The sequence below is a fragment of the Algoriphagus halophilus genome, assembly GCF_900129785.1.
Taxonomy (GTDB): domain Bacteria; phylum Bacteroidota; class Bacteroidia; order Cytophagales; family Cyclobacteriaceae; genus Algoriphagus; species Algoriphagus halophilus.
This window is the reverse complement of the sequence record NZ_FSRC01000002.1, coordinates 152138-178742: the sequence shown is the minus strand read 5'-3', so window position 1 is coordinate 178742 and position 26605 is coordinate 152138. Positions and strand designations below refer to the sequence as shown.

The window sequence follows — 26605 nt, the reverse complement described above, 5'->3', positions numbered from 1 at the left end:
ATTTGTTTCAAAAAAGTAGGGCTTGAAAAAAATAAATTTCAAGCCCTTTGATGATTTTTAGAAAACGTAGTCGGCATATTGATCCGCCACTTGGTCTAGCAAATGGCAGACATGCTCGTAACTATCTGCCGTGACCATTTCTGTTCGTATCGGTTTGAAGTTGGGCATGCCACGGAAATAATTGGTATAGTGTCTTCTCATTTCCAAAATACCTTGCTTTTCGCCTTTCCATTCGACCGAAAAGTCCAAATGCTTTTTGGTTACTGCGATTCGCTCCTCAATGGATGGGGACTCTAGTTTTTTTCCAGTGGCAAGAAAATGTTTGATTTCATCGAAGATCCATGGGTAACCAATTGCTGCTCTTCCGATCATCATTCCATCCACATTGTATTTGTTTTTATATTCCAGAGCTTTCTCAGGAGAATCAATATCTCCATTTCCGAAAACAGGAATATGAAGGCGAGGATTTTCTTTCACTAAATTTAAATAGCTCCAATCCGCCTCTCCCTTGTACATTTGTTTCCTGGTGCGGGCGTGTATGCTGATGGCTTGAATTCCTACATCTTGTAATCGTTCTGCTACTTCCACGATCCGGATGGTGTCATTATCCCAACCTAATCTGGTTTTAACAGTAACTGGTATGTTGACTGCTTTTACGATTTCAGCTGTCATGGAGACCATTTTATCGATATCCAGCAAAATGCCTGCTCCGGCTCCCTTACAGGCTACCTTATTTACTGGGCAACCGTAATTGATGTCCAAAATATCTGGTCCAGCCTCCGCAGCGATCGCGGCTGCTTCACGCATGGATTCGATTTCATTTCCAAATATTTGAATCCCAATAGGTTTCTCATAATCGAAAATATCGAGTTTTTGGACGCTCTTGGCAGCATCACGAATTAGTCCTTCTGAACTGATAAACTCTGTATACATGAGATCAGCACCATTTTGTTTGCACACGGCTCTGAAAGGCGGATCACTCACATCTTCCATGGGTGCTAACAGCAAGGGAAACTCTCCCAATTCCAACTTTCCTATCTTAACCACTTCTGTATTATAAATTTGCGCGTAAATTTACCTCAAATATGGAGATTTACGAAACCAACTCAGAAATAGCTCAACGGAAAAACTGGCTTTTATCCCTGATTGTCATTGTTTTAGTTGCTATTGGGGTATTAGTTTTATTACAGGGAATCGCTTTGGCCCTTGTTCCGGTCTTATTTAATATCCCAGTAGAAGACCTTTTGGGGCTTATAAATGGAGAATTTGATGTGCCCAATGGTAGAATGGCCATGCTTTTTGTCCAAGGAATTGGATCAGGAATTGGATTTTGGGTGGCAGCTTGGGTAATTACCAGATTTATTGATAAGGCGGACATGCACTGGGATGTCCAGAATTCCAGGTTTCAATGGAATGCTTTGTTAATTGTTCTTGCCATTACTGTTGGCGGGATGTTCTTTAACTCTTTGTTGGTGTACTTAAACTCTAACTTGGCTCTTCCCGAATCCATGGCAGGATTGGAGGCCTGGATGAAAGAAACAGAGGAGCAATTGATGGAATTGACCAAATTTTTAACAGACTTTCAGACGATTCCTGAGTTGGTCACAGGGATTTTAGTCATCGGAGTCTTTGCGGGCATTGGTGAAGAAATGTTTTTTAGAGGTTTGGTTCAGGCCAAAATGCACCGTTACCTAAAATCTGGGCATTGGGGTGTTTGGTTGACAGCCATTATTTTCTCGGCAATTCACCTTCAGTTTTATGGCTTTTTACCCAGAGTTTTCTTAGGGGCTATTTTCGGGTATTTATACCTATTTACCGGAAGTCTTCTTTATCCAATTTTAGCCCATATTTTCAACAATAGCTTTACTGTCATCATGGTATACTTATCCAATCAAGGAATGATTGATTTTGATTTGGAATCTACAGATGATGTTTCTTATTCAGCAGCATTTTTAGGCTTATTGGTACTTGTAGTTGGAATCTATTACCTTAAGAAAATTAATTTGCCCGAAAATGGAAAATTGGATTAAAGTATTTGAAAGTGACATGCAGGTCCGGGCGGAGATAGTCAAGGGAGTCCTGGAAGAAAATGAAATTAACGCAGTAGTTTTAAATAAGAAAGAAACGATCTATCATGTGTTTGGTACTTATGAAGTATTGGTACAGAAGAAAGACTTGCTGCTTGCAAACAATATAATCCAGAATGAGATCACGTTTTAATATAAATAATTACAGCAATCTAGGGCAAAGAGCCATCACCGCATTTTTCGGAGCCTTAGTAGTTGTAGGGGGAAGCATTTATTCAGATTGGACCTATTTCTTCATTTTTGCCGTCATTCTTGGCTTCTCTCAAATGGAGTTTTACAAACTGTCTGGCTTGGATGGAATGTTACCTTTGAAAAGTTTTGGGACCTTTTTGGGCCTCATGATTTTTACCTTGACATTTTTGATAGAAAAAGAACAGTTCCCTCATGAGTATTTGTATCTTATGTTCCCCTTGGTATCTCTAACCTTATTTATTAAGCTGTATCGAAAAACAGACAAAAAACCATTTACTGGAGTTGCCTTTACCTATTTGGGGATTTTTTATGTAGCAGTTCCCTTTTCTTTATTGAATTTGGCGGTCTTTTCTGTGGACCAAGTGTACCATTTTGAAATCCTTATTGGCTGTTTGTTGATTTTATGGGCAAGTGATACAGGGGCTTATTTTGCAGGAACAAAGTTTGGTAAAACGAAGTTATTTGAACGTGTATCCCCGAAGAAATCCTGGGAAGGATTTTTGGGAGGTGCATTTTCAGCGATAGCCGTAGCTTTTGTGTTGGCAAGGTATTTTCATGTAATTGAAGATTGGAAATGGTTGGTCATTGCAGGAATCATTATCATCGCCGGAACATATGGAGATTTGATTGAGTCCTTGTTCAAACGTTCTATAGAAATTAAAGACAGTGGTCATATTTTGCCAGGGCATGGAGGATTTATGGATCGTTTTGACGGATTGTTACTTTCGGCCCCTTTTATTACCGCGTTTTTGAAAATATTCTAATTCCTGCATCTGTATACTGAAAATCTACTTAATTTTGCGTCGAATTTGATATTCTAAATAAAAACCCAATATGGCTTATATCGAACCGGCTCCAATAATGGATAAAGAAAATCCATTGGAGTCAATGATGGAGAGATTTAACATTGCCGCCGAAAAACTTGGTCTTTCTGATGAGGTTTATAGCGTCTTAAAAAATCCCGCTAAACAAGTAATCGTTTCCTTACCGATTACCATGGATAATGGAAAAATTCAGGTTTTCGAAGGAATCAGAGTAATTCATTCAAACATTCTAGGTCCTGCTAAAGGTGGTATTCGATTCGCTCCGGATGTTCATTTGGACGAGGTGAAGGCTTTGGCTGCTTGGATGACCTGGAAGTGCGCTGTCGTGGATATTCCCTACGGTGGTGGTAAAGGTGGGGTTCGTTGCAATCCAAGAGAAATGTCAAAAGGAGAGATTGAACGATTAGTTCGAGCTTATACTTTGGCGATGATCGATGTGTTTGGTCCTGATAAGGATATTCCTGCTCCTGATATGGGGACTGGTCCAAGAGAAATGGCTTGGTTGATGGATGAGTACTCCAAAGCACAAGGGATGACGATTAACGCAGTAGTAACCGGTAAACCTTTGGTATTAGGAGGTTCTTTGGGAAGAACTGAAGCGACTGGTCGTGGAGTAATGGTTTCTGCCATGGCAGCGATGCAAAAATTGAAAATCAACCCTTTCCAAGCAACCTGTGCCGTACAAGGTTTTGGAAATGTAGGATCTTGGGCTGCATTATTGTTGGAAGAAAGAGGTTTGAAAATCGTATCAGTTTCTGATATTTCCGGTGCATACTACAATAGCAATGGGATCAATATCCAAGAAGCTGTAGCGTATAGAGATACTAATAATGGAACCTTGGAAGGTTTCAAAGGAGCAGAGAAATTATCTGATCCAGGTGAATTACTGCTTTTGGATGTAGACGTGTTGGTTCCTGCAGCAGTAGAGGATGTCATTACCATTCACAATGTGGAGAAAATCAAAGCCAAGCTAATTGTGGAAGGTGCCAATGGACCTACTTCAGCCAAAGCAGACGCCATTATCAATGATAAAGGAATCATGGCTGTACCGGATATTTTAGCTAATGCGGGTGGGGTGACCGTTTCTTACTTTGAATGGGTGCAAAATAGACTGGGTTATAAATGGACAGCTGATCGTGTGAACAGACGTTCGGACCGAATCATGAAAGATGCATTTGATCATGTGTATCAGGCATCTCAGAAATATGATGTGCCGATGAGAATTGCGGCATATATTGTAGCAATCGATAAAGTTGCTAAAACTTATACTTATCGTGGAGGGTTCTAATATTTAATCAATCCATCAAATAGTTTATCTTTGAGGCGTGGATTTATCTCCACGCCTTTTATTTGACCCAGATATGACAATACACAGAGAAGGTAGAGTTTTGCTTTTTTGGATGATGATCATCCTTGTAGCGTTGAATTACTTGCTTTATTACTTCATGCCGGAGCAAACAGTATTGCTCAACATAACCATGTTAGGCAGTATTATTATTTATGTGCTGGTTCTTCAATTCTTTAGAAACCCGGTTTTTCCGCTTCCTAATGATGAAAACTTGGTCTATGCTCCAGCGGATGGGAAAGTAGTAGTAATTGAGGAGACCTTTGAGGATGAGTATTTAAAAGAAAACAGAAGGCAGGTTTCTATTTTTATGTCTCCTGTAAATGTTCATGTAAACCGTTCACCGATCAAAGGAGTGGTCGATTTTTTTCAATACCATCCAGGTAAATACCTAGTAGCATGGCATCCAAAATCCAGTACTGAAAATGAACGAACTACCATGGTGATTCGTCATGCTAAAGGAACTCAGATTTTGGTGAGACAAATCGCAGGTGCCGTAGCTAGAAGAATCAAATGGTATGTAAAACCTGGTTCTGAATTGGAGCAAGGTGGAGAGTTCGGGTTTATTAAGTTCGGGTCTAGAGTAGATTTGTTTTTGCCTTTGGATGCAGAAATTTTGGTTGACTTGGAACAAAAAACCAAAGGTGCTAGAACTCCTATTGCAAGATTGAAATAAAAGTAGGGTAATCACATATTGTTTTAGCTGGTGAGTTAGTTATGAATTCATCAACTTATTTAATTTTTTTATGAAAAGGGCTTTAACTTTTTTTCTCTTCCCATTGCTTTTAGTGTTTTTCATTGCTTGCAGTGAGAGGGAAGAACCAAAATCACTTCATATTGGGACTTGGGAAAGCAAAGTTTTTGTTGACTCGCTGAATTATTGGGTGATAGAAACACTTGAATTTACAAGTGACAGCACATTCAATATTCAGACTACTGTACGGTTAACTGAAGATGGAGACGATTTGGGGTATAGAAACATCCTTATGGGGGATTATATCCTCAATGGGCGTGATTTTATCTATTTTATAGAGGAGGGATTTAGGATGAGTAGATTCTACACTACCAGTGAACCACCTTTTTATGTTCCAAAAGATCAATTGAGACCTTTTTTGGTAGATTTTTCTGAGCCAAATGGGCCAACAGAACTTATGTTTTTTGAGGGTCAAAATCAGATGGAGATTTCATATGAATGCCCATCCTTTGATGGAAATTGCCCTATTACAAAAATCTATGTGGAGAGGAATTAAGTAGATTTTTTGATCTTGTAGATCCAATACCCTAGTCCAAAGGTGCTTAGGAAAAAAATCAGCGTAGTCCATTCAAAAGTCCTGCGGGTTTCAAGCATTCCGTTGATGGTTTTGTTTCGTTCTGCCAATGCTCTTTTCAATGCCTGTACATCTTGCTCCAATTTCAAAGTAATGGCCTTATAGTCGTCTCCTGTTTGTGTGGCAACCGTAGTTTCTATATCCCCAATCATTCGAAGTTCATCCATGATCAAATTGTCCTTGGCCAGAATTCTTTCTAGCCATTCATTGGTCTCGATCATGTCTTTTTTGGTGCGATTTCCAAAGATTCCTGACTTTTTACTTTCACTTTTTTTCCATTCAGCAGTCAAGGCATCACGCTCTTGGATCATGCGTTCCAGTTTAGCTTCGCCTGCCTTGGTGAATTGGGGTGGAGTAATGGATAAAATCAGTAATAGAAAGCCGAGTATCATTCTTTTTTTGTGGAAATTGGAATGGAAGACAGTTGTGTAGGTTTATCAAAAGATATTTTATCTCTGACAAAAAGCCAACCAAAAGTGATCGTTCCTATGAAAAATATAAGGGTCGCTAATTCAAATTTGCGTTTTCCCAGCCGAGATGCATTCACTTCATAACCTTTTTGAGTCAATGCATTTTTGAGTTTTTGGATATCCTGTTCTTGTGAAAGTGTGATGGTTTTATATTGCTCATTTTCGGAAAGAATAGAAGAATGGTCAATCCGATCACTTAATTGTAGCTTTTGAATAATGGCATTGTCTTTTTCAATTATCTGCATAGCTAAGCGTCCTTCAGATGAAGGTCGGGATTCTAAAGCCAATTCCATCATTGAGGCAGTGTTTCTCTTGGTCTCTTGAAGTTGGTAGAGTAAGTATTGACGCTCTTTCAATAAATTCTCTACTGGAACCTGAGCAATTATTTGGAAGGGAAGTAAAAACACCCAAAAGAATAAGATACTTTTCATGATAGTAAAAGGTTGGTTTCCCTTCACATTTTCCAAAGCTTATTCCAAATTAGAAATTATTTTTTCCAACCTCGGGTCATTTCCTTTTTACCTGGAGGTCCTGGCAAACTTTCCACTTCTAATCCAATTTCTTTTAGGTCCCTTTTTAATTGGCCTTGGGCACAGTAAGTTGTGAATATTCCGCCTGGGTTCATCGAGTCAAAAACCTTTTGCAAAAGAGGTTTTTCCCATAATTCGGGCTGTTTGCTTGGTGCAAAGGCGTCAAAAAATACCACGTCGCTTGGATATAATGTAACTTCTTCAAGGCTGGTTTTTTCTTTTTTCATATTGAAATATTCTGAAACGATGGCGCCTTTATCCCATTCCATTTTATGTAATTTTTGTAGATATGGTTTATAATGGAAAAAGCCATCATCGAGATCACCGTAATTCAATTGAGAATATATTTCCTCAGAAAGAGGAAATGGTTCGATGGTATGGTATAAAACAGGAATTTGATTTTGTTCTGCCCAAATCAAGGTAAGCCAAGCATTCAGGCCGGTGCCAAAACCAACTTCAAATATCCGTAGAGGTTTTTTGGTTGGATTTTCCATCAACCAAGAATCAATCCCATAAAGCATGAAGACATGTACAGACTCTTTCAATGCTCCATGAAAGCTATGATAAGTTTCTTTAAGCTCTTCATTGTAAAGGGAATGGGAACCGTCTTCGGTTGTGATGATTTTTAATTTGCCGCTCATACATGATAGATTAATGCCACACAATAAGCCGAAATACCCTCTTCTCTGCCTACAAAACCAAGCCATTCGGTGGTAGTTGCTTTGATGGATATTGAACTTTCAGGAATATTCATCACTTCCGCTAGGCATGATTTCATAGTTGGAATGTGAGGATTTACTTTCGGCACTTGGAGACAAATGGTAGAGTCTATGTTGCCTACTTCAAACCCTGCCTCCCTGATTTTTTCCATAACTTCTTTCAACAGTATTTTACTGTCTATCCCTTTAAATTGGGGGTCTTTGTCCGAAAAATGATAACCAATGTCTCTCAGGTTTGCTGCACCTAGAAGTGCATCACAAATTACATGAATTAATACATCTGCATCCGAGTGACCAACAGCCCCTTTTTCATGTTCTAGTTTGATTCCACCAAGCCAAAAGTCATAACCTTCTTTCAGCTGATGGACATCGTATCCCATGCCTATTTTAAATGCGTTCATAAAGGAAGAGATTTATAATGTATGACATTGGAGTTTTCTTCCACTAGGATTTTGGATGACCAACTGGAAATCTCCTCTGCCTTAATTTTTGATTTATTTTCAAACTCAGTCATGTATAATTCCGGACTACCCAAAGATGCGTAATAAGCAAGGTTAAATACCCTGTTTAATAGCTGGATAGATTCATAGGATTTCATGGCTTCGCCTTGATTTTTGATTTTTTGAAGAGATTCTTCAGAGATTTCTTTACTGAGAAATGCCTGGATTTCTTCTTCTAAAGCTTGTTCTCCCTCCTCAGAAGTAACCCCAGAGTCCATTTTTCCTGAAAATACCAAAAGACCTGGATCTACGGAACCCAACACATAAGCACCTATAGAAGCGAAAAGTTTTCCTTTTTTTACAAGTTTTTGCTCCAAAATGGATGATTTGCCAAATCCTAGTAAATCGGATATCAAATCTGCCGCAGCATATCCTTCGGCCAGTTTACCTGGCATTTTGTATGCTTTATAGAGTGCATCTGTAGGAACTTTTGCCTCTATCGTTTTGACGCGCTTCTCTTGTTGAATAGGTTCTGGAACAACAGCTAATAATTCCTGTTTTTTTGATGTGATAGGACCAAACCATTTTTGTGATAGTCTTTCAATTTGGGATTTGGTGACATTTCCGCCCACGACTAAAATGGCGTTTTCTGGGGTGTAATTGGTTTGGTAAAAATCCCAGACATCTTCACGCTGGTAATTTTCAATGTCGCTTAGGTGCTGTCCGATGGTAGGCCACCTATATGGATGTTCCACATAAGACAAGTCTCTTAAGTGATGCCAAATATCGCCATATGGTTGGTTTAGGTACCGTTGCTTATATTCTTCTATTACTACTTTTCTCTGAGTCTCGATGGTTTTATCACTTAATGTGAGTTGAAGCATACGATCAGATTCTAGCCAGAAAGCTGTTTCTATATTGCTGGCTGGAAGGGTGATGTAATAGTTGGTAATGTCTGGACTGGTGAAGGCATTACATGAACCGCCAACGCGTTCTAATTCTCGGTCAAACACGGGTACATTTTTGGAACTCCCGAACATCAAATGCTCAAAAAAATGAGCAAGTCCAGTTTTTCCGGCTTCTTCATTTCTGGACCCTACTTTGTACAGTAAATTAAAGACCGCCATTTTACTGCTCGGGTCTTCATGGACAATTACCTCAAGTCCGTTGTTTAAGAAAAATTGATGGTATGGTAGCATGTTATTTGGCCGACAAAGCTAAGGTTTTCCTGAAATTGGGTGCAACAGAAAGCTTAAATCTCCGTTTGGTTAGTAATATTTTAAATGAATCATCCCAAGAAATTACCGTTAATCGAAGCTTTTCAATTTTTTTACAAAAAAAACCGAACTTTGGTTCAAGACACTAAGTTAGCTTCCCAAAATATACTTCACCCCATCCAACCATGAAAAAACATTGTGTAAGTCTCCAGGAAACAGGACAATTTTCAGATTTTTTTTTGGATTACTTAAATGGGAAGGAGGAATTAAAACCTTTTTATTCGCTTGAGCCAAAGCTGGAAAGTTTTTCAGAGGCGATCAAAAATAAGAATTTCTCTAATAGTGCCCGGGAAACATTGGTGAAGGAGCTTCATTCCCAATATGAAGGAATTGAAATCAGTGAGAAAGTAAAGGCTAATATTCAATCTCTGGCACTTGACCAAACCTTTACTGTCACCACAGGACATCAGCTGAATTTATTTACTGGGCCTTTGTATTTCATTTACAAGATTGTGGCTACTATTAATCTTGCTAAACAGTTAGCTCAAAAGTATCCGGCAAATAAGTTTGTTCCGGTGTATTGGATGGCCAGTGAGGACCATGATTTTGATGAAATCAACTATTTCAAGCTAGATGGTAAAAAATACCAATGGAATTCTGATCAGACCGGTGCGGTGGGGGATTTTAAGTTGGACGATTCTTTTCAATCCTTTTTAAAGTCTGTTTCCTTTGCTCCTGATTTTTTTAAGGAAGCTTATTCCTCCTCCAAAACCCTTGCAGAGGCTGTAAGAAAATATGTAAATTATTTATTTGAAGAACAAGGGTTGGTGATATTGGATGGGAATAGTCAGGCATTAAAAAGTCAATTCAAAGAAGTGATCAAGGATGATCTATTCCTTCATCATTCGAACCAAAAAGCTGAAGCGGCCACCCAAAAGCTGGAAGAGTTAGGATACAAGGGGCAGATTTTTCCAAGAGAAATCAACTTCTTTTACTTACACCAAGGGATTAGGGAGCGGATAGAGCGATCGGGAGATGAGTTTAAGGTCTTGAATACCGAGCTTAAGTTTTCGAAAACTGAACTAGAGAAGTTAATTGAGACAAATCCAGAGCGCTTTAGTCCGAATGTAGTGTTAAGGCCATTATATCAGGAGGTAATTCTACCTAATCTAGCTTATTTAGGAGGCCCAGCAGAAGTTATCTATTGGCTACAGCTAAAAGGAGTTTTTGATTACTTTGAGGTTCCATTCCCTATTTTGCTTCCTAGAAACTTTGCCTTGTTAATTACTCCCCTAATTAGAAAGAAAATAGCTCAATTAGGATGGGATGAGGCCCAAATCTTTGAAGATTATGATTCTTGGAAGAAAGAGTTTGTTCGTTCTGAGGCCAGTATAGATTTGGAACTTCAAGAAGAAAAAGAATTGATTTCTTCATTGTTTGAGAAGAAAGGAGAGGAAGCGGCTTTGCTCGAAGGAAGTTTGAAAGAAGCTTTTGCAGCGGGTAAAGTCAGGTCTCTTAAGATTTTGGACCAGATGAGCCGTAAATTAAGAAAGGCAGAGGAAAAGAAACAGCAGGTCCAACTCGATCGAGCCTTGGCCATCCATGCGTTCACAAAACCAAATGGGGCACCGCAGGAAAGAGTGGTAAACATGATGCAGTTTTATTTGTCCTCACCTGAACTTATTGATGATTTGTTGGCCTGTTTTGATCCTTTGGATTTCAGAATGATGGTTTTAGATCTATGAGTACTGAAAAGGAGCAGATTAGGCAATTATTTAAAGATAAAAGGAAAGCTCTATCTCCTGAAGAGGCGCAGAGACGTTCTGAATTAATATTTAGACAATTTCAAGTTTGGTTCAATTCACACCCCGAGATCGCGCATATTCATATTTATTTACCCATTGCCCATCAAAATGAGATCAATACCTTATTGATCCGTGATTATTTGTTGGGTCGAGGTAATTCTGTTTATACCTCAATAGTTAAATCAGGAACACTTCAGCTGGATACGGTAAAGATTGATTCCAACACCATTTTTGAAATTAATAAATGGGGGATACCAATACCCCAAAATATTAGTGCCATTAGCCCAAATAAGATTCAATTAGTATTAATCCCGCTTTTGGCTTTTGATATAAAAGGTAATCGGATTGGTTTTGGAAAAGGCTATTATGATGTTTTCCTCTCTGGATTAGATGGGGAAGTCCTTAAAGTAGGGTTGAGTTTTTTTGATCCAGTTCCTCAAATTCCTTCCGAAACGCACGATATCCCATTAGATTATTGTATAACTAGCGAAAAAGTTTTTACTTTTTAGCAGTTTTTTATTCCATACTTAAGATAATGATGAAACACTTGTTTGTGGCGGCAATACTTTCTGTTGCCTTTTTTACGGATATTCCGGCGGCAAAGGCTCAATTGAAAGCTTATAATACGTCAATTGGAATTAGAGGAGGGACAAGTGTGGGTGGATCTGTAAAGCGATTTGTGACGGATCGAGATGCAGTAGAGTTGATGGTCTATACCCGTTGGAAAGGATGGGTTGGTAATTTGTTATATGAGCGCCATATGGATATTCGGGAGTTTGAGGGATTGGAATGGTATGTTGGTGCTGGAGGACATTATGGAATGTGGAAAGTTGGGAAAAGTGAGCCGCCATGGGTCTATAAAGCTACCGAAGACTATGCTGCCTATGGATTGGATTTAATCGTGGGACTTGATTATAATATTGACCATTCCAACTGGTTTATCAGCTTGGATTGGAAGCCTTCGTACAATTTTCAAGACTTTACTAACCTTTGGTGGGACGAAACAGCCTTCACTTTAAGATATTCCTTTTAATTTTACGAAATCTCTAGATTTTTAAACCTGTTTTTAAATTTTTGACAAAAAAAGGGAGAGAAAAATAATTTTTTAGACCCTAGGCCATCGGTTTTAGCAGAAATATCATTTTTATCTCTTGTTAAAATAAAATAATGAGAATAAAATTTGGTTAAAATCTGTAACCCATAGAAAAAATTCCTAAAAACGACTATAAATAGGTTGGAAATTCCAGAAAAATTTTTTTTCCAATCTTTAATTTTTTTTTCGAAACCTGATTTTAAAGATTTTTCAGAATAATGTTTTGTAAAAATCAATTATTGCATATAAATCAGTTAAAATTTGTTAAAATGATACAATAAACCAAATTATTACTGTTTGTCACCGCTAAAACAAATAATCAACCGCTAGTTGACGATTTTTCGTTAAAATTGTAATTAAAATAAAAAAATATGGATTAAAGTAATTTTAAAAAACCGAATGTGATTTTATAAACTTAATATTGAACTTTGGTAAGTATTTTTTGTTGGTAAGCACTATTTTGAAATTAAAATCAAATAATTTTTCTTTACGCTTATCAACTAAACTAAATACCTTATGAGAAAAGCTTTACTCTTTGTTGTTGCGCTTTTCACCATGGCCCTCAGTTATGAGGTGTCGGCGCAACAACGGGTAATTACCGGTACGGTAATTTCCGAGGAAGACGGACTAGGTTTGCCGGGTGCAACCGTCCTCGTGAAAGGTACGACAGTGGGTACTACCACCGATTTGGATGGTAATTATTCCATTAACGTTCCTGCGGGTTCTGACGTATTGATTTTCTCTTTTGTCGGTCTTGAGACTGCTGAAGAGACTATCGGTAATAGAACCATTATTAATGTTACCCTGACAACCGACGCTGCACAACTATCCGAAGTGGTAGTAACTGCGATTGGTATCGAAAGGGAGAAAAAAGCCTTGGGTTATGCGGTTACCACAGTAGGTGACGAGCAACTTGAGAATCGTCCTGAGCAAGACGTTGCCCGCGTTTTGCAAGGTAAAGTTCCGGGTGTAAACATTACCTCTACTAACGGTATGTCTGGTTCTGGTACGAACATGGTAATCAGAGGTTACTCTTCTGCTACTGGTTCTAACCAGCCTTTATTCGTTGTAGATGGTGTTCCTTTCAACACAAGTACTAACGCAACCAATGGATTTACTACTGGTGGTGCTACTACTTCTTCTCGTTTCTTGGATATCGATCCAAACAACATTGAGAGCATGTCTGTATTGAAAGGTCTTTCTGCAACTGTACTTTATGGTGACCAAGGTAGAAACGGTGTAATTTTGATTACTACTAAATCTGGTGCATCAAAAAGAAAAGCTGCTGAAGTAACAATCAACCAATCTGTATTCTCCAATACAGCGGCATCATTGCCAACTTATGGAACTACTTACGGTAACGGTTTCCAACAAGCTCCAGGATTCTTCTTCTCTAACTTCGGTCCTAGATTGGATCAGGGGATTCAAGTAAATCATCCTTACGCTTCTTCTTCTGTAGCTTCAGTAAGAGAAGCATTCCCAGAGTTTTGGGTAGATGGAATCGTTGGTGGTACACCTATTAAATATGATTATAAGTCGTATGCGGATCCATCTGAAGTATTCTTTAGAACTGGTTTGATCAGTAATACATCCGTTCAAATTGCGGGTGGATCTGACAGAACTGGTTACAGTGCAAGTTTCGGCTACACCGATGAGGAAGGATTTACTCCAGGTAACGAATTGAAGAAGTATAACTTCGGATTGGGTGTGAATTCAGCGATTTCTGATAAATTATCTGTGAAGTCTTCTTTTACGTTTGCGATCACTGACTTGGAGTCCCCTCCAGTTAACGCAGCGTTTGGTTCTGGACCATCAGGTGGTATTCCATCAGCTTTTGCTCACGTATTGTATACTCCAAGATCTGTGGATTTAGGTGGTCTTCCATTCGAAAATCCAGTAGATAACAGCTCTGTATACTATAGAGGTGGTAATGATATCGTGAACCCATTGTGGTTAGTGAAATATTATCAAAACACTTCTGATGTGAAGCGTTTCTTCAACTCTACCTCTTTAATTTATGACGTCACTGATGATTTCTCTATCACATATAGAATCGGTTTAGATACTTATTCTGAAACCCAAGAGAAAAAATACAACAGAGGCGCTGGATCTGGTAGTGCTGCAATTCAGTCTGGTTTGTATACCACTGCTAACATTGTAAACACGATTTGGAACCAGGATTTGATCTTAAACTGGAAAAAAGATTTCTCAGATAAGTTCGGAATGAGTGCATTATTGGGTGGAAACTCAAGATATGACGTATTCAACAGAACTGGTATTGAATCTCAAAATCAATTGGCATTCGGATTATTCAACCATTCTAACTTCACAAGTCAATCTTCTGGAGGCTTGAATTATAATGAAGAGCAAAGAAGAATGGGAATTTATGCCAACTTGACATTTGATTATGCAAATTATTTGTATTTCAACCTTTCTGCTAGAAATGACTGGACATCCACTGTAGAGAAAGATAATAGAAGAATCCTATATCCAGGAGCTTCTGTTTCCTTCATTCCAACTACTGCATTTGATTGGAACTCATCTACTTTGAATGACTTGAAATTGAGATTAGGTTACGGTACTTCTGCCGGTTTCCCAAATCCATATAGAACTAGAAATATCTTGAACCAAGATCCTCAGGCATTCTTAAGAGGTGGTCAATTGACTCAAACTCACTCTGTAAGTAATAGATTGGGTAACCCTAACTTGAAGCCAGAGCTTCAGGAAGAATTGGAATTTGGTGTGGAAGCAGTAATGTTTAACAACAAATTGAGATTTGATCTTTCTTTGTATGAGAAGAATACAAGAGACTTGATTACTTCTGCACCAATTGATCCATCTACTGGATTTACTTCTACTGATATTAACATTGGTAAGATTAGAACTAGAGGGGTTGAATTCCAGGCTACAGTTACTCCGGTTTCTACAGCTTCAGGGTTTACTTGGAATTCTACCATCAACTGGGGTCTTTATAGATCTGTAACTGTTGAATTGGGTGAAGGTCTTGAAGAAATCGTAGTTGCTGGTTTTACTACCCTAGGTAACTTCGCTATCCCAGGTGAGCCTTTCAATATTATCAAAGGTTCTGGATTTGAAAGAGATGAGCAAACTGGTTTACCGATCATTTTATCAACTGGTCTACAGAAGCAAGATGCTGATCTTCAGGTCTTAGGGGACCCTAACCCAAGATGGAATGGTTCTTGGATTAACACATTTACTTTCAAAGGATTTACTTTGAATGCAATGTTGGAGTACAGACATAAAGGTGCAATATTTTCTAACACAGTTACTGGAACCCTTGCAAGAGGTGTGACCAAAGATCCAGTGGTAGATAGAGAAATGACCTTCATTATGCCAGGTGTGAAAGAAGATGGAACTCCTAACGATATTCAAATCACTGCTTCTGATTACTTCTTTGGTGGTTATCACCTAGGTGCGGATGAGGCAAACGTATTTGATGGTTCTATGATTCGTCTTCGTGAAGTATCATTGGGTTATGAATTACCTACTAGCTTGATGGCGAAAACTCCATTTAAGAGAGCTTCTATCGCAGTAAGTGGTAGCAACTTATGGTTCAGAGCATTGAACTTCCCTCCAAACATGAACTACGATGTGGACGTGTTGGGTACTGGTGTTGGTAACGGTCTAGGTTTCGACTTTGTGACTGGTCCTAGCTCCAGAAGATTTGGTGGAACTGTAACTCTTGCATTCTAATCCCAAAACTGAAACTACTATGAAAAAATTAATATATAGTTTGTTGTGTGCAGCAACCATGTTATTTGCGACGTCTTGCGACTTAGATTTGCTAGACAACCCAAATGCGGTAACTTCATCAACAGCTTCTCCTGATTTCCTACTTAATAGGATTCAACTTGATTACAAAGATTTTTATCAGGGTATTTCTAATACAGGAATGTCATTGACAAGAATCGTAAATCAAGGTAGTGCATTGTATGAAAACGCTTATACAGTTCAGTCTACTAACGGATGGTGGTCCAACTCTTATTCAAATATTCTTGCTGATATTGCTTTCCTAGAGCCTTTAGCTGTAGAGGGTGATTTGCAAAAGCATTTGGGTATTGCGAAGACTATTAAAGCAATGGTATTATTCCATTTAGTAGATGTGTATGGAGATGTACCTTATTCTCAGGCAATTGATCCTGCAAACTTCAATCCAGAAGTTGATCCAGGTCAGTCTGTATATGAGGCAGCTGCTACATTATTAGACGAAGCTAAAACGCACTTTGCTACTGCTGGTTCTGGTTCTCCAAATGATTATTTCTACGGAAGAAACTATACCAAATGGACTAGATTGGTAAATACCTTGAAACTTAGATATTTCTTGAATCTTAGATTGACTCAAGAAGGTGCTGCTAAAGCTGGAATCGATGCGTTGAAAGCAGAAAACAACATGCTGAAAGTTGGAGATGACTTCATCTTTAGATTCGGTACTTCTACTGCCAACCCAGATTCTAGACATGGCAACTTTGCTGGAACTTATACTTCTGGTGGTGGTACTTATCACTCTACTTATTACATGTGGCATATGACTGAAGCCAAAGGTTTTGATGATCCAAGAGCTAGATTCTACTGGTATCGTCAAGTTTTGGTGAATTCAACTAACGTGGATGAGATTGAGTGTATTGCTCAAATTGCTCCTCCTCATTACCTAGCTGGTGGATTTGTCTACTGTCTTCCTGGTGAAAGAGGATATTGGGGTAGAGATCACCTAGACCCAGACGGTGTTCCACCAGATGGATTGAAAAGAACAGTATGGGGTATCTATCCTGTAGGTGGAAGATTCGATGATGATTCTGCTACTCCTGTGAATAACCCTACTTTAGGAGCTCAAGGTGAAGGTTTATATCCTATCATGTTAGCTGCATATGTTGACTTTATGCTAGCGGAGGCTGCCTTAGAAATCGATGGCGATGCGGCTGCTGCAAAAGACTACATGCTATCTGCTATTGAGAAGCATATGGATTATGTGACAGGCTTTGCCTTAAGTACTCGTGAAGCTGGTAATATCAACAGTTTCTTTGAGTCACAAGATACTTCTCTAGAGGAGGACATCGAAGCATACCTAGGTTATGTAGGTGCGGAATTTGACAATTCTTCTAACAAGATGTATGTCATTGGACGTGAGTACTGGTTGTCTCTTTTCGGGAATGGTGTAGAAGCTTATAACTTGTATAAGAGAACTGGTGAGCCTGGAAATATGCAACCTGGTCTAGAAGCTAACCCAGGTAATTTCCCAAGATCTTTCTTGTATCCTAACAACTACATGGTTACCAATACAAACGCAACTCAGAAGTCTGGGCTTGATGTTCAAGTATTCTGGGATAATAATCCTGCAGGTAATTCTTGGGTTTACTAACCAAAAAAATTGAGATAATATGAAAATGTTAAAATATACTTTTGGTTTATTGCTTGGTGCCTTAGTATTCCTAAGCTCTTGTAGAGACTTTGTAGAACCAAATATCCCTTATTCGGAATTTGATACTGCGGCTTACTTGAGAACCATTGCGAGAACCAGTACCACTTTCAACTACTTTAGTTTAGGTAGTTCGAAATTCGCCTTAACCCTCGAGGCTGTGGATATAGAGGATGGCGCTACAGTAGAGACTGTAGAAATTAAGGTGCAGCATAGAAGATTGATTCCTGGTGTTGGATTGGAGTATACTCCTTCTGAGCCTGTATTGATCAAGACACTTTCTGCTTCTGATTTTGCTCCAAATACAGAGTCGAGATTCTTAAGAACTTCTTTTGAAATTTCTGCTTCTGAAGCTATCTCCGCTGTGGGCCTTACTCCAGGTGATATCGAAGGTGGTGATGTTTTTGAATTCAGTTTAATCCTGAATGATAATAAAGGAAGATCATTCAATAGAGAGAATGTTTCTGGAAACGTATCTGGTGCTCCATTCTATGATTCACCTTTCCAATATTTTGTTAACGTGATTTGTCCTTCTGACTTAGGAGGTACTTATGAATTCACTGCTACTAATATGGATTCTATCTATGGTTCTTGTCCTGGTACTATTTCTGGTACCACTACATTTACTCCAATTGCTAGTTCTCCAGGAGCCTATTCAATTACTGATGGAACCTTCGGTTTCTGGAATTGCTATGGTGATTCATGGGGAAGTGGTAACGTAAGAATCAATGATGCTTGCGGTAACTTGACTATGACAGGATCTGATAAATATGGTGCTAGCTATTCCATGACTGTACTAAGCAGTACTCCAGAGGAATTAGTATTCACTTGGTTGAACTCTGATGGTGAAACTGGTGAAGTAACACTTAAGGCTCAGGCTGGAAAGCCATTGCCTCCTCTTATGTAATAAGCAGTAAAATCTAACTTATATTAAGCGGTGCTAATTTAGCACCGCTTTTTTTTATGTTTAATTCTGTGCTTTAGATCAATTCATTATTCAGGTTCTCGTGGTCATAATGATTCCGATAGGCTATTATTTTAATAATTAAATGCCTTTTTAGTCCTTTTTGATTGCCATTTGCAAACTGGTTAAGAATTTTTAGTTTACATCAGACTAACGATATTTTTCAAAATCTTCATTGGGGTAATATTAAATCACCAAACAATATTGGGGTATTTTAGGTTAATCTAATGGCATTAACTGCTGAATAGGTTTTGTTTATTCTCTTACAAAATATCCTTCTTAAACGCAGTAGGTCTCTGATTTATAAAGATATTTGGTAATATGAAACATATATTTGTAAATGCAAATATGCAGTTTTTTTATATCAACGTAACCCCATAGTTTTGTGGAGATCTGAATAACCCATCATGGATAAATTTTCATTTATTGCCAACGCTCATGTATCCTATATCGATGAGCTATACGCTTCCTACAAAAGCGAACCTAATTCAATTGACCCTAGCTGGAAAGAGTTTTTCGAAGGTTTTGATTTTGCATTGACGAATTACGATGTTGAATCTTCGGACGCAACCCCTTCTTCTAATGGAAAGCCTCAACCAAAAAATGGTTCATTGGCTACTCCAGGTACCATCATGGACATGGAGCAACTTCCAAAAGAAATAAAGGTGAGAGCCTTGATTCATGCATATCGGTCTAGAGCTCATTTAAGATCCAAAACTAATCCTGTAAGGGAAAGAAGAGATCGAAAAGCACTAATAGATCCGGAATATTTTGGATTGGGAGTAGAGGATATGAATACCGAGTTTCAGGCAGGTAATGAAATTGGTATAGGAAAAGCGAAGCTTTCTACCATCATTGATTCTTTGAAAAAAATATACGAAGGTCCTATTGGGTTTGAATATTTATATATCCGTGATCCTGAAATGCTGGACTGGTTTAAGACTAAGGTTGAAAAAGAAGCTTTGGCCTTCAATCCACAAGTTGAAGAAAAGAAGAGAATTCTTTTTAAACTGAATCAGGCGGTTGTTTTTGAAAACTTCCTTCATACCAAATATTTAGGGCAAAAAAGATTTTCTCTTGAGGGTGGTGAAAGTACTATCCCTTTCTTGGATGCTGTGATTACTACCGCTGCTTCACTTGGAGTTGAAGAAGTGATGATAGGGATGGCTCACCGAGGTAGATTGAACGTGTTGGCTAATATCATGGGTAAAACCTATGAGCAAATTTTTTCAGAGTTTGAGGGCACTGCAAAGCCTGATTTGACGATGGGCGATGGAGACGTGAAATATCACATGGGATACTCTAGTGATATCGTGACTCCGGATTCTAAAAAAGTTCATTTGAAATTAGCTCCTAACCCTTCCCACTTAGAGGCTGTTAACCCTGTGGTAGAAGGATTTATTAGAGCAAAGATTGATACAGAGCATAAGGGGGATAAGACAAAAGCACTTCCAATATTGATCCATGGTGATGCGGCTGTGGCTGGTCAAGGTATTGTGTATGAGGTAACCCAAATGGCCGATCTTAAGGGGTATAATACAGGAGGTACTATCCATTTTGTGATCAATAACCAAGTAGGTTTTACCACGGATTTTGATGATGCCAGATCCTCTATCTATTGTACCGATGTTGCGAAAATCATTGATGCCCCTGTGATCCACGTCAATGGTGATAATGCAGAAGAGGTTGTTTTTGCAGCGAAACTAGCTGCAGAATTCAGACAGAAATTCAGCAGAGATATTTTCGTGGATATGGTGTGTTATAGACGTCATGGACATAATGAGTCTGATGAACCTAAATTTACTCAACCGGAACTTTACAACTTGATCTCTAAACATCCCAACCCGAGAGAGATTTATGTAAAAAGATTGACTGAAAGAGGAGATATTGATGCCAAGATTGCCTCTCAAATGGATGCTGAATTCCGTCAATTGCTTCAGGATAGATTGAATATGGTAAAAGAAAAGCCATTGCCATATCAAGCAACCAAGTTTGAGCAAGAATGGGGTAACTTACGAAGATCAACTCCAGCTGATTTTGATCAATCTCCTGAAACCGGGATTGATGAAGGTACCATTAAGGTAGTGGCAGAAGCCTTGACCACTATTCCTAAAGGATTTAAGCCGATCAAACAGATTGAGGCGCAAATGAAGCAGCGTAAAGATATGTTCTTTAAATCCAAAGAGTTGAATTGGGCTGCGGCAGAATTATTGGCTTATGGTTCCCTACTCACTGAAGGGAAACAAGTAAGAATTACTGGACAGGATTGTCAAAGAGGTACTTTTTCGCATAGACATGCGGTGATTCATGATGCGAACACCAATCAACCTTACAACTCTTTATTAGAGATGAAGGAGAGAAAAGGATTGTTCCAAATTTACAATTCCTTGCTTTCAGAATATGCTGTACTTGGCTTTGAGTATGGCTATGGAATGGCTAACCCTAACTCATTGACTATTTGGGAAGCACAATTTGGAGATTTTGCCAACGGTGCTCAAACAATGATTGACCAGTTTATTTCTTCTGGTGAATCAAAATGGCAGCGAATGAATGGTTTGGTTATGCTACTTCCTCATGGATATGAAGGTCAGGGGCCTGAGCACTCCAATGCCAGACCTGAGCGATTCTTACAGTTGTCTGCCGAATACAACATGGTGGTGGCCAATATCACGGAGCCTTCCAATTTCTTCCATTTGTTGAGAAGACAGCTTGCTTGGGAATTTAGAAAGCCATGTGTGGTTATGTCTCCAAAATCATTGTTGCGTCACCCAAAAGTGGTATCTCCTATTTCTGAGTTTACATCCGGTTCATTCCGTGAAGTAATTAAGGATACAGCAGTGGATGCCAAAAAGGTAAAACGTGTTATTCTTTGCTCTGGAAAAATTTACTATGATTTGGATGAAGCTAGAGAAAAAGAAAAAGTAGAAGATGTTGCGATTGTAAGAATTGAGCAAATTCACCCACTTCCAAAAAAGCAGATTGTAGATGTTTTGGCAGAATATAAAGGAGCTGAGGTAGTATGGGTTCAAGAGGAACCAGAAAACATGGGATACTGGAATTATATCCTAAGATTGCTTTACAAAGAGCTTCCAATGGATGTCATTGCTAGAAAATCATCTGCTTCACCTGCAACAGGTTACAATAAAGTCCATGTGGAAGAACAAAAAACAATTGTTGCTAAAGCTTTAAAACTGAAATAATCCGAAATAATCATATCATTTTGTTCCAACTCTCACTATTGAGATAGTAAGAGTAAAAAAGAAAAACTCATGAGCAAAGAAATTAAAGTGCCTGCAGTAGGCGAATCCATTACCGAGGTTACCGTTGGGCAATGGTTTAAAAATGATGGAGACCAGGTTCAAATGGATGAGATCCTTTGTGAATTGGAATCTGACAAAGCTACTTTTGAACTGCCTGCAGAAGCAACAGGAATATTAAAGATTAATGCACAGGCAGGTGATACCTTAGAAATTGGAGCCGTTATCTGTACGATCGATGAGGAAGGCGTTGCGGCTACTTCCTCTCCTTCAGAAGCACCTAAAAAAGAGGAAACCAAGAGTGCAGGACCTTCCACTACTGGGGAAGTTAAAGAAATGATTGTACCAACAGTAGGAGAATCCATTACAGAGGTAACTCTTGCCAATTGGTTGAAGAATGATGGAGATTATGTTGCCTTAGACGAAATTATTGCTGAGGTAGACTCTGATAAAGCAACGTTTGAATTACCTGCAGAAGCTTCAGGGATTTTAAGACATGTTGCTCAAGAAGGAGATGTGTTGGAAATTGGAGGATTGATCTGCAAGATTGAAGTGACTGAAGGAGCGCCTACAGCAGCAGCAGAATCAAGTGCCCCAGAAAGTGGTTCACCAGCAGCAGTCTCTGGATCTACAAATTATGCAACTGGACATGCTTCACCAGCAGCATCAAAAATATTAGCAGAGAAAGGTATTTCTCCTGAATCTGTATCAGGCACAGGCAAAGACGGTAGAATCACTAAAGAGGATGCCCAATCTGCTCAGAAAGCAGCTCCTGCATCAGCCCCTGCCAAAGCAGCTCCTGCACCAGCGGCAGAAGCACCGGCTCCAGTATTAGGCTCTAGAAATGAAAGAAGAGAAAGAATGTCTTCTCTTCGTAAAACGGTTGCCAAAAGATTGGTTTCCGTGAAAAATGAAACGGCTATGTTGACCACATTTAATGAGGTGAACATGAAGCCGATCATGGATTTGAGAGCTAAGTTCAAAGAACAATTCAAAGAGAAGCATGGAGTAGGTCTTGGATTCATGTCCTTCTTTACCAAAGCAGTCTGTGTAGCTCTTCAAGAATGGCCAGCAGTGAATGCCAAGATTGATGGAAATGAAATGGTCTTTAACGACTACTGTGATATTTCAATCGCAGTTTCTGCTCCAAAAGGATTAGTTGTGCCTGTCATCAGAAACGCTGAGGCAATGAGCTTTGATCAGATTGAAAAAGAAGTGGTGCGATTGGCTGTAAAGGCTAGAGATAACAAGCTTTCTATTGAAGAAATGACTGGAGGTACCTTTACCATCACCAATGGTGGAGTATTTGGATCCATGATGTCTACTCCAATCATCAACGCCCCTCAATCTGCAATTTTGGGAATGCACAATATTGTGCAGAGACCAATGGCGGTAAATGGAGAGGTGAAGATTCTTCCAATGATGTACGTAGCATTATCCTATGATCATAGAATCATCGATGGTCGTGAATCTGTAAGCTTTTTGGTAAGAGTAAAAGAGTTACTGGAGGATCCGACTAGATTGTTGTTTGGAGTTTAAAAAGTATCTAGTCACTAGTACAGCGTATCAAGTATGGGGAAATTCAATAGAGCTCGTTGTTTATTCCCCATCTTGGTACTTAAGTATATAAATTGAATGGAAGTACAGGTCTTGATACTTGCTACTTGCTACTAAAATCTAAAGAAAAATGTACGACGTAATAGTTATCGGTTCCGGACCTGGAGGATATGTAGCGGCAATCCGTTGCGCGCAACTAGGAATGAAAACCGCCTTAATAGAAAAATATTCCACATTAGGAGGTACCTGTTTAAATGTTGGATGTATCCCTTCCAAAGCATTATTGGATTCCTCCGAGCATTATCATAATGCTGCACATACTTTTGAAACCCATGGAATTGGCCTGAGTAATTTGAAAGTTAATTTGAAGCAAATGATCACTCGTAAAAACGATGTGGTGAAGCAAAATACAGACGGTATCCAATACCTGATGAAAAAGAACAAAATTGATGTTCATCAAGGATTGGGCTCTTTTGTCAATTCAACTACCGTCAAAGTAACAAAGGATGATGGTTCTTCTTCTGAAATTGAAGGAAAGAACATTATCATCGCCACTGGCTCGAAGCCATCTTCCTTGCCATTTATCAAATTGGATAAGGATCGGGTAATTACTTCTACGGAGGCATTGAACCTAAAAGAGATTCCAAAGCATTTGGTCGTGATTGGAGGAGGGGTAATCGGTCTTGAGCTCGGATCTGTTTATGCAAGATTGGGTGCTAAAGTTTCAGTGATTGAGTTCATGGATTCTTTGATCCCAACCATGGATAAAACCATGGGTAAAGAACTTCAAAAGTCTTTGAAAAAATTAGGCTTTGAATTCTATCTAAAACATAAAGTAACCTCTGTAGAGAAGAAGGGTAAGGAAGTAACCGTAAAGGCTGATAATGCCAAAGGAGAAACCATTGAAGTGAAAGGTGATTACGTCTTGGTTTCTATTGGAAGAAGGCCTTATACTGAAGGGCTGAATGCAGAAGCAGCTGGAGTGAAGTTGACTGAACGTGGACAAATTGAAGTAAATGATCATTTACAGACCAATGTGCCAAATATTTATGCGATTGGGGATGTGGTAAAAGGAGCGATGCTTGCTCATAAGGCGGAAGAAGAAGGAGTTTTTGTTGCTGAAACTTTGGTAGGCCAAAAACCACATATCAATTATAATTTAATTCCTGGGGTAGTGTATACCTGGCCAGAAGTTGCCGCAGTAGGATATACTGAAGAGCAATTGAAGGAGAAAGGAATTAAATACAAAGTGGGTAAATTCCCTTTTATGGCATCAGGAAGAGCAAGAGCTTCTATGGATACAGATGGCTTGGTGAAAGTTTTGGCGGATGCTGAAACAGATGAAATTCTTGGTGTGCACATGATTGGGCCAAGAACTGCTGATATGATTGCAGAAGCTGTAGTAGCGATGGAGTACCGAGCATCAGCAGAGGATATTGCAAGAATGTCTCACGCACACCCAACCTATACAGAGGCTTTCAAAGAAGCCTGCTTAGCAGCCACTGACAATAGATCGTTACATATTTAAGAACATTAATCTTTACCTAAAAGCCATTCCTAGCTCAAGAGGAATGGCTTTTTTTATTTCAAAATAGGCTCTAATTAACTAGATGAGGTCTTCTTGAATAGCCTCTCTTTTCATTGTGCTTATTTTTTACCTTATTTCGTTTATGAAGTTTAAAGTAGCCATTCTAGGTGCTGGGAATGTGGCTTGGCATTTAGCTCCGGCAATTGAAGATGCAGGACATGAAGTGACAGAGGTGTATGCGAGGGATCTATCAAGTGCCAGAAAAATAACGGAAAGGGTATATGCTGCAGAGCCAAAAGATGAACTGGATTTTTCTGATTCTGAGGCAGAGATTTTTATTTTGGCAGTAAGTGATCAGGCAATACCTGAATTGGCAGATTCAGTGATTTTACCTGAAGGAAGTATTTTGGTACATACCTCAGGGGCTATGTCTTTGGATATTTTAGGCTATAGTTCTGCAACTTACACAGGGATTTTTTATCCATTACAATCATTTACCAAATCCAGAAAAATGGAATTTGAAGATGTAGCATTTTTGCTGGAATCTGATGATGAAGAATCGCTTCAAAAGCTTCGGAAGTTGGCAAAAAGCTTGAAATCCCAATATTACAATGTCAGATCCAAGGATCGGTTAGCCATTCATATCGCAGCTGTTTTTGCAAGCAATTTCACCAATCATATGATTCGAATGAGTGAGGAAATCATGCGAAGACAGGGCTTAGACTTTGAAATGTTGAAACCATTGATTATTGAACAAATATCCAAAGCATTACAAATTGGAGCTAAAAATGCCCAGACTGGACCAGCTAGTAGGGAAGATTATGAGACCCTGGAAAACCATCATAGATTTTTGGACTACAATGAGTCATTTGCTGAAATCTATAGACTGATTTCCCAGGATATCATTGATAGTTAATGATTCCAAGAACCAAATTTACCATTTCGGTAATCTTCATAGGCTTGGTGGATCTCCTCCTCAGTATTCATGACAAATGGACCCTGGGCTACCATTGGTTCATTAAAAGGTTGGGCGTGACCCAAAATTAAAATGGCGTCGGAAGATGCTGTGACTTCTAAATCCACTTCCCCGGATTCAAATTCCACCAAGTTTCTAAACGGTACAGATTGTCCATTTACTTTCAATTCTCCTCTAACAATGTAGAAAAAGATGTTATCTGATGCAGGGATTTGTTTTTTGAAGGTCCCTCCTTCTTTGATATAAATAGTGCTCATGGTAAGCGGAAAAGATTCTTTAAAGGCTCCTTTTACCCCATTCCACTCTCCGAAAAGCTGTTGAACCGTTACTTTCCCTTCATCCAATGTAAAGCTGGGGATTTCCTCTTTTTGGAGTCCAACATACAAGGGGTCCGTCATTTTTAATTTAGCAGGTAAATTCAACCAGAGTTGGAGGATCTCTAAATCGCCTCCATTTTTCTTGAATTCTGAACTGCTGACTTCTGAGTGAATTAACCCGCTGCCTGCAGTCATGTATTGTACTCCACCAGGACCTATGACGGATTCATGTCCAGAGGAATCCAAATGCATGATGTCACCTTCCAAAATAAAAGTAACCGTTTCCATTCCTCGATGCGGGTGTGGACCAAAAGGTAACCCATTATTGGGAGCAGGGTAGGTTTGGAAACCATGATGGTTCAAAAAAATAAACGGATCAATTTGTTGAAGCTGCCGAGTAGGCATTGGACTATAGGTAATAAGGTCCGCTATGGGTCTATATTCACCGGGATGTATTTTCTTGATTTGAGACATGATGAAAATTTTTGATGTATATACATTAAATGAATTTAAGATGAAAAA

The 26605-nt window shown here is 38.9% G+C and carries 23 protein-coding genes; 16 read left to right on the top strand and 7 right to left on the bottom strand.

Going from position 1 to position 26605, the window contains the following annotated elements; all coding sequences use genetic code 11:
• Window positions 1–57: 57 nt before the first annotated feature.
• Window positions 58–1047 (bottom strand): tRNA dihydrouridine synthase DusB, encoded by a 990-nt coding sequence (gene dusB / locus BUR11_RS12710; protein WP_074225377.1) that lies wholly within the window; start codon window positions 1045–1047, stop codon window positions 58–60.
• A gap of 38 nt (window positions 1048–1085) precedes the next feature.
• Between dusB and BUR11_RS12705 the strand changes: the two genes are divergently transcribed.
• The 6 genes from BUR11_RS12705 (at window position 1086) to BUR11_RS12680 (ending at window position 5698) form a co-directional block, all read left to right on the top strand.
• Window positions 1086–2030, top strand: coding sequence for a CPBP family intramembrane glutamic endopeptidase (locus tag BUR11_RS12705; RefSeq protein ID WP_074225376.1), 945 nt, complete (start codon window positions 1086–1088; stop codon window positions 2028–2030).
• Window positions 2014–2220, top strand: coding sequence for a putative signal transducing protein (locus BUR11_RS12700; RefSeq protein WP_074225375.1), 207 nt, complete (start codon window positions 2014–2016; stop codon window positions 2218–2220). The genes BUR11_RS12705 and BUR11_RS12700 overlap by 17 nt, the downstream gene beginning before the upstream one ends.
• On the top strand, window positions 2204–3043 hold the full coding sequence (locus BUR11_RS12695) for a phosphatidate cytidylyltransferase (RefSeq protein ID WP_074225374.1): 840 nt from the start codon (window positions 2204–2206) through the stop codon (window positions 3041–3043). The genes BUR11_RS12700 and BUR11_RS12695 overlap by 17 nt, the downstream gene beginning before the upstream one ends.
• 70 nt (window positions 3044–3113) lie before the next feature.
• Entirely contained in the window at window positions 3114–4391 is a 1278-nt protein-coding gene (locus BUR11_RS12690) for a Glu/Leu/Phe/Val family dehydrogenase (protein WP_074225373.1), read from the top strand.
• Window positions 4392–4464: 73 nt separating this feature from the next.
• Window positions 4465–5124, top strand: coding sequence for a phosphatidylserine decarboxylase family protein (locus BUR11_RS12685; RefSeq protein ID WP_074225372.1), 660 nt, complete (start codon window positions 4465–4467; stop codon window positions 5122–5124).
• A 70-nt stretch (window positions 5125–5194) separates the two neighbouring features.
• On the top strand, window positions 5195–5698 hold the full coding sequence (locus BUR11_RS12680) for a hypothetical protein (protein ID WP_074225371.1): 504 nt from the start codon (window positions 5195–5197) through the stop codon (window positions 5696–5698).
• Here the strand turns inward: BUR11_RS12680 and BUR11_RS12675 are convergent.
• Genes BUR11_RS12675 through BUR11_RS12655 form a run of 5 tightly spaced genes read right to left on the bottom strand, consistent with a single transcriptional unit; the run spans window position 5695 to window position 9134 of the window.
• A complete protein-coding gene (locus BUR11_RS12675) occupies window positions 5695–6168 on the bottom strand; it encodes a Clp protease ClpB (protein WP_074225370.1) in 474 nt (157 codons plus the stop codon). The genes BUR11_RS12680 and BUR11_RS12675 overlap by 4 nt on opposite strands.
• Window positions 6165–6677, bottom strand: a complete 513-nt coding sequence (locus BUR11_RS12670; RefSeq protein WP_143185988.1) for a hypothetical protein — start codon at window positions 6675–6677, stop codon at window positions 6165–6167. Before BUR11_RS12670 ends, BUR11_RS12675 begins: the two co-directional genes overlap by 4 nt.
• A gap of 56 nt (window positions 6678–6733) precedes the next feature.
• Complete coding sequence (gene mnmD / locus BUR11_RS12665; RefSeq protein WP_074225368.1) at window positions 6734–7417, bottom strand: tRNA (5-methylaminomethyl-2-thiouridine)(34)-methyltransferase MnmD; 684 nt, start codon at window positions 7415–7417, stop codon at window positions 6734–6736.
• Window positions 7414–7896 carry a 2-C-methyl-D-erythritol 2,4-cyclodiphosphate synthase gene (ispF, locus tag BUR11_RS12660; RefSeq protein WP_074225367.1) on the bottom strand — a complete coding sequence of 161 codons (483 nt, stop codon included), beginning with the start codon at window positions 7894–7896 and terminating at the stop codon, window positions 7414–7416. The genes mnmD and ispF overlap by 4 nt, the downstream gene beginning before the upstream one ends.
• Window positions 7893–9134: a M16 family metallopeptidase gene (locus BUR11_RS12655; RefSeq protein WP_074225366.1), complete on the bottom strand. Its 1242-nt coding sequence runs from the start codon at window positions 9132–9134 to the stop codon at window positions 7893–7895. The genes ispF and BUR11_RS12655 overlap by 4 nt, the downstream gene beginning before the upstream one ends.
• Before the next feature lie 203 nt (window positions 9135–9337).
• On the opposite strand from BUR11_RS12655, the gene bshC reads away from it, so the two are divergent.
• The 10 genes from bshC to BUR11_RS12600 all read left to right on the top strand — a co-directional run bounded on the left by bshC (window position 9338) and on the right by BUR11_RS12600 (window position 25706).
• A complete protein-coding gene (gene bshC, locus BUR11_RS12650; protein ID WP_074225365.1) occupies window positions 9338–10897 on the top strand; it encodes a bacillithiol biosynthesis cysteine-adding enzyme BshC in 1560 nt (519 codons plus the stop codon).
• Window positions 10894–11466 (top strand): 5-formyltetrahydrofolate cyclo-ligase, encoded by a 573-nt coding sequence (locus BUR11_RS12645; protein WP_074225364.1) that lies wholly within the window; start codon window positions 10894–10896, stop codon window positions 11464–11466. Before bshC ends, BUR11_RS12645 begins: the two co-directional genes overlap by 4 nt.
• A 26-nt stretch (window positions 11467–11492) precedes the next feature.
• Window positions 11493–11990, top strand: a complete 498-nt coding sequence (locus tag BUR11_RS12640; protein WP_084560976.1) for a hypothetical protein — start codon at window positions 11493–11495, stop codon at window positions 11988–11990.
• A gap of 576 nt (window positions 11991–12566) precedes the next feature.
• A complete protein-coding gene (locus BUR11_RS12630; protein WP_074225362.1) occupies window positions 12567–15764 on the top strand; it encodes a SusC/RagA family TonB-linked outer membrane protein in 3198 nt (1065 codons plus the stop codon).
• A gap of 19 nt (window positions 15765–15783) precedes the next feature.
• Window positions 15784–17427 carry a SusD/RagB family nutrient-binding outer membrane lipoprotein gene (locus tag BUR11_RS12625; protein ID WP_074226116.1) on the top strand — a complete coding sequence of 548 codons (1644 nt, stop codon included), beginning with the start codon at window positions 15784–15786 and terminating at the stop codon, window positions 17425–17427.
• A gap of 19 nt (window positions 17428–17446) precedes the next feature.
• On the top strand, window positions 17447–18391 hold the full coding sequence (locus BUR11_RS12620) for a hypothetical protein (protein WP_074225361.1): 945 nt from the start codon (window positions 17447–17449) through the stop codon (window positions 18389–18391).
• A gap of 464 nt (window positions 18392–18855) precedes the next feature.
• Window positions 18856–21648 carry a 2-oxoglutarate dehydrogenase E1 component gene (locus BUR11_RS12615; protein ID WP_074225360.1) on the top strand — a complete coding sequence of 931 codons (2793 nt, stop codon included), beginning with the start codon at window positions 18856–18858 and terminating at the stop codon, window positions 21646–21648.
• A gap of 69 nt (window positions 21649–21717) precedes the next feature.
• Window positions 21718–23244 carry a 2-oxoglutarate dehydrogenase complex dihydrolipoyllysine-residue succinyltransferase gene (gene odhB / locus BUR11_RS12610; protein WP_074225359.1) on the top strand — a complete coding sequence of 509 codons (1527 nt, stop codon included), beginning with the start codon at window positions 21718–21720 and terminating at the stop codon, window positions 23242–23244.
• A gap of 148 nt (window positions 23245–23392) precedes the next feature.
• The gene (lpdA, locus tag BUR11_RS12605) at window positions 23393–24790 is read left to right on the top strand and encodes a dihydrolipoyl dehydrogenase (protein WP_074225358.1); all 1398 of its coding nucleotides are present in this window, start codon (window positions 23393–23395) and stop codon (window positions 24788–24790) included.
• 142 nt (window positions 24791–24932) lie between these two features.
• A complete protein-coding gene (locus BUR11_RS12600; protein WP_074225357.1) occupies window positions 24933–25706 on the top strand; it encodes a Rossmann-like and DUF2520 domain-containing protein in 774 nt (257 codons plus the stop codon).
• Here BUR11_RS12600 and BUR11_RS12595 read toward each other — a convergent pair.
• Window positions 25703–26557, bottom strand: a complete 855-nt coding sequence (locus BUR11_RS12595; RefSeq protein WP_074225356.1) for a pirin family protein — start codon at window positions 26555–26557, stop codon at window positions 25703–25705. The genes BUR11_RS12600 and BUR11_RS12595 overlap by 4 nt on opposite strands.
• Window positions 26558–26605 lie beyond the last annotated feature (48 nt).

Coding starts and splice junctions, on each gene's coding strand:
- mnmD (WP_074225368.1), bottom strand. CDS start 7,417: ATGAGCGGCAAATTAAAAATCATCACAACCGAAGACGGTTCCCATTCC.
- BUR11_RS12640 (WP_084560976.1), top strand. CDS start 11,493: ATGATGAAACACTTGTTTGTGGCGGCAATACTTTCTGTTGCCTTTTTT.
- BUR11_RS12680 (WP_074225371.1), top strand. CDS start 5,195: ATGAAAAGGGCTTTAACTTTTTTTCTCTTCCCATTGCTTTTAGTGTTT.
- odhB (WP_074225359.1), top strand. CDS start 21,718: ATGAGCAAAGAAATTAAAGTGCCTGCAGTAGGCGAATCCATTACCGAG.
- BUR11_RS12685 (WP_074225372.1), top strand. CDS start 4,465: ATGACAATACACAGAGAAGGTAGAGTTTTGCTTTTTTGGATGATGATC.
- BUR11_RS12600 (WP_074225357.1), top strand. CDS start 24,933: ATGAAGTTTAAAGTAGCCATTCTAGGTGCTGGGAATGTGGCTTGGCAT.
- BUR11_RS12645 (WP_074225364.1), top strand. CDS start 10,894: ATGAGTACTGAAAAGGAGCAGATTAGGCAATTATTTAAAGATAAAAGG.
- BUR11_RS12690 (WP_074225373.1), top strand. CDS start 3,114: ATGGCTTATATCGAACCGGCTCCAATAATGGATAAAGAAAATCCATTG.
- BUR11_RS12615 (WP_074225360.1), top strand. CDS start 18,856: ATGGATAAATTTTCATTTATTGCCAACGCTCATGTATCCTATATCGAT.
- ispF (WP_074225367.1), bottom strand. CDS start 7,896: ATGAACGCATTTAAAATAGGCATGGGATACGATGTCCATCAGCTGAAA.
- bshC (WP_074225365.1), top strand. CDS start 9,338: ATGAAAAAACATTGTGTAAGTCTCCAGGAAACAGGACAATTTTCAGAT.
- BUR11_RS12620 (WP_074225361.1), top strand. CDS start 17,447: ATGAAAATGTTAAAATATACTTTTGGTTTATTGCTTGGTGCCTTAGTA.
- BUR11_RS12705 (WP_074225376.1), top strand. CDS start 1,086: ATGGAGATTTACGAAACCAACTCAGAAATAGCTCAACGGAAAAACTGG.
- BUR11_RS12670 (WP_143185988.1), bottom strand. CDS start 6,677: ATGAAAAGTATCTTATTCTTTTGGGTGTTTTTACTTCCCTTCCAAATA.
- BUR11_RS12655 (WP_074225366.1), bottom strand. CDS start 9,134: ATGCTACCATACCATCAATTTTTCTTAAACAACGGACTTGAGGTAATT.
- BUR11_RS12625 (WP_074226116.1), top strand. CDS start 15,784: ATGAAAAAATTAATATATAGTTTGTTGTGTGCAGCAACCATGTTATTT.
- BUR11_RS12595 (WP_074225356.1), bottom strand. CDS start 26,557: ATGTCTCAAATCAAGAAAATACATCCCGGTGAATATAGACCCATAGCG.
- BUR11_RS12675 (WP_074225370.1), bottom strand. CDS start 6,168: ATGATACTCGGCTTTCTATTACTGATTTTATCCATTACTCCACCCCAA.
- BUR11_RS12630 (WP_074225362.1), top strand. CDS start 12,567: ATGAGAAAAGCTTTACTCTTTGTTGTTGCGCTTTTCACCATGGCCCTC.
- lpdA (WP_074225358.1), top strand. CDS start 23,393: ATGTACGACGTAATAGTTATCGGTTCCGGACCTGGAGGATATGTAGCG.
- BUR11_RS12695 (WP_074225374.1), top strand. CDS start 2,204: ATGAGATCACGTTTTAATATAAATAATTACAGCAATCTAGGGCAAAGA.
- BUR11_RS12700 (WP_074225375.1), top strand. CDS start 2,014: ATGGAAAATTGGATTAAAGTATTTGAAAGTGACATGCAGGTCCGGGCG.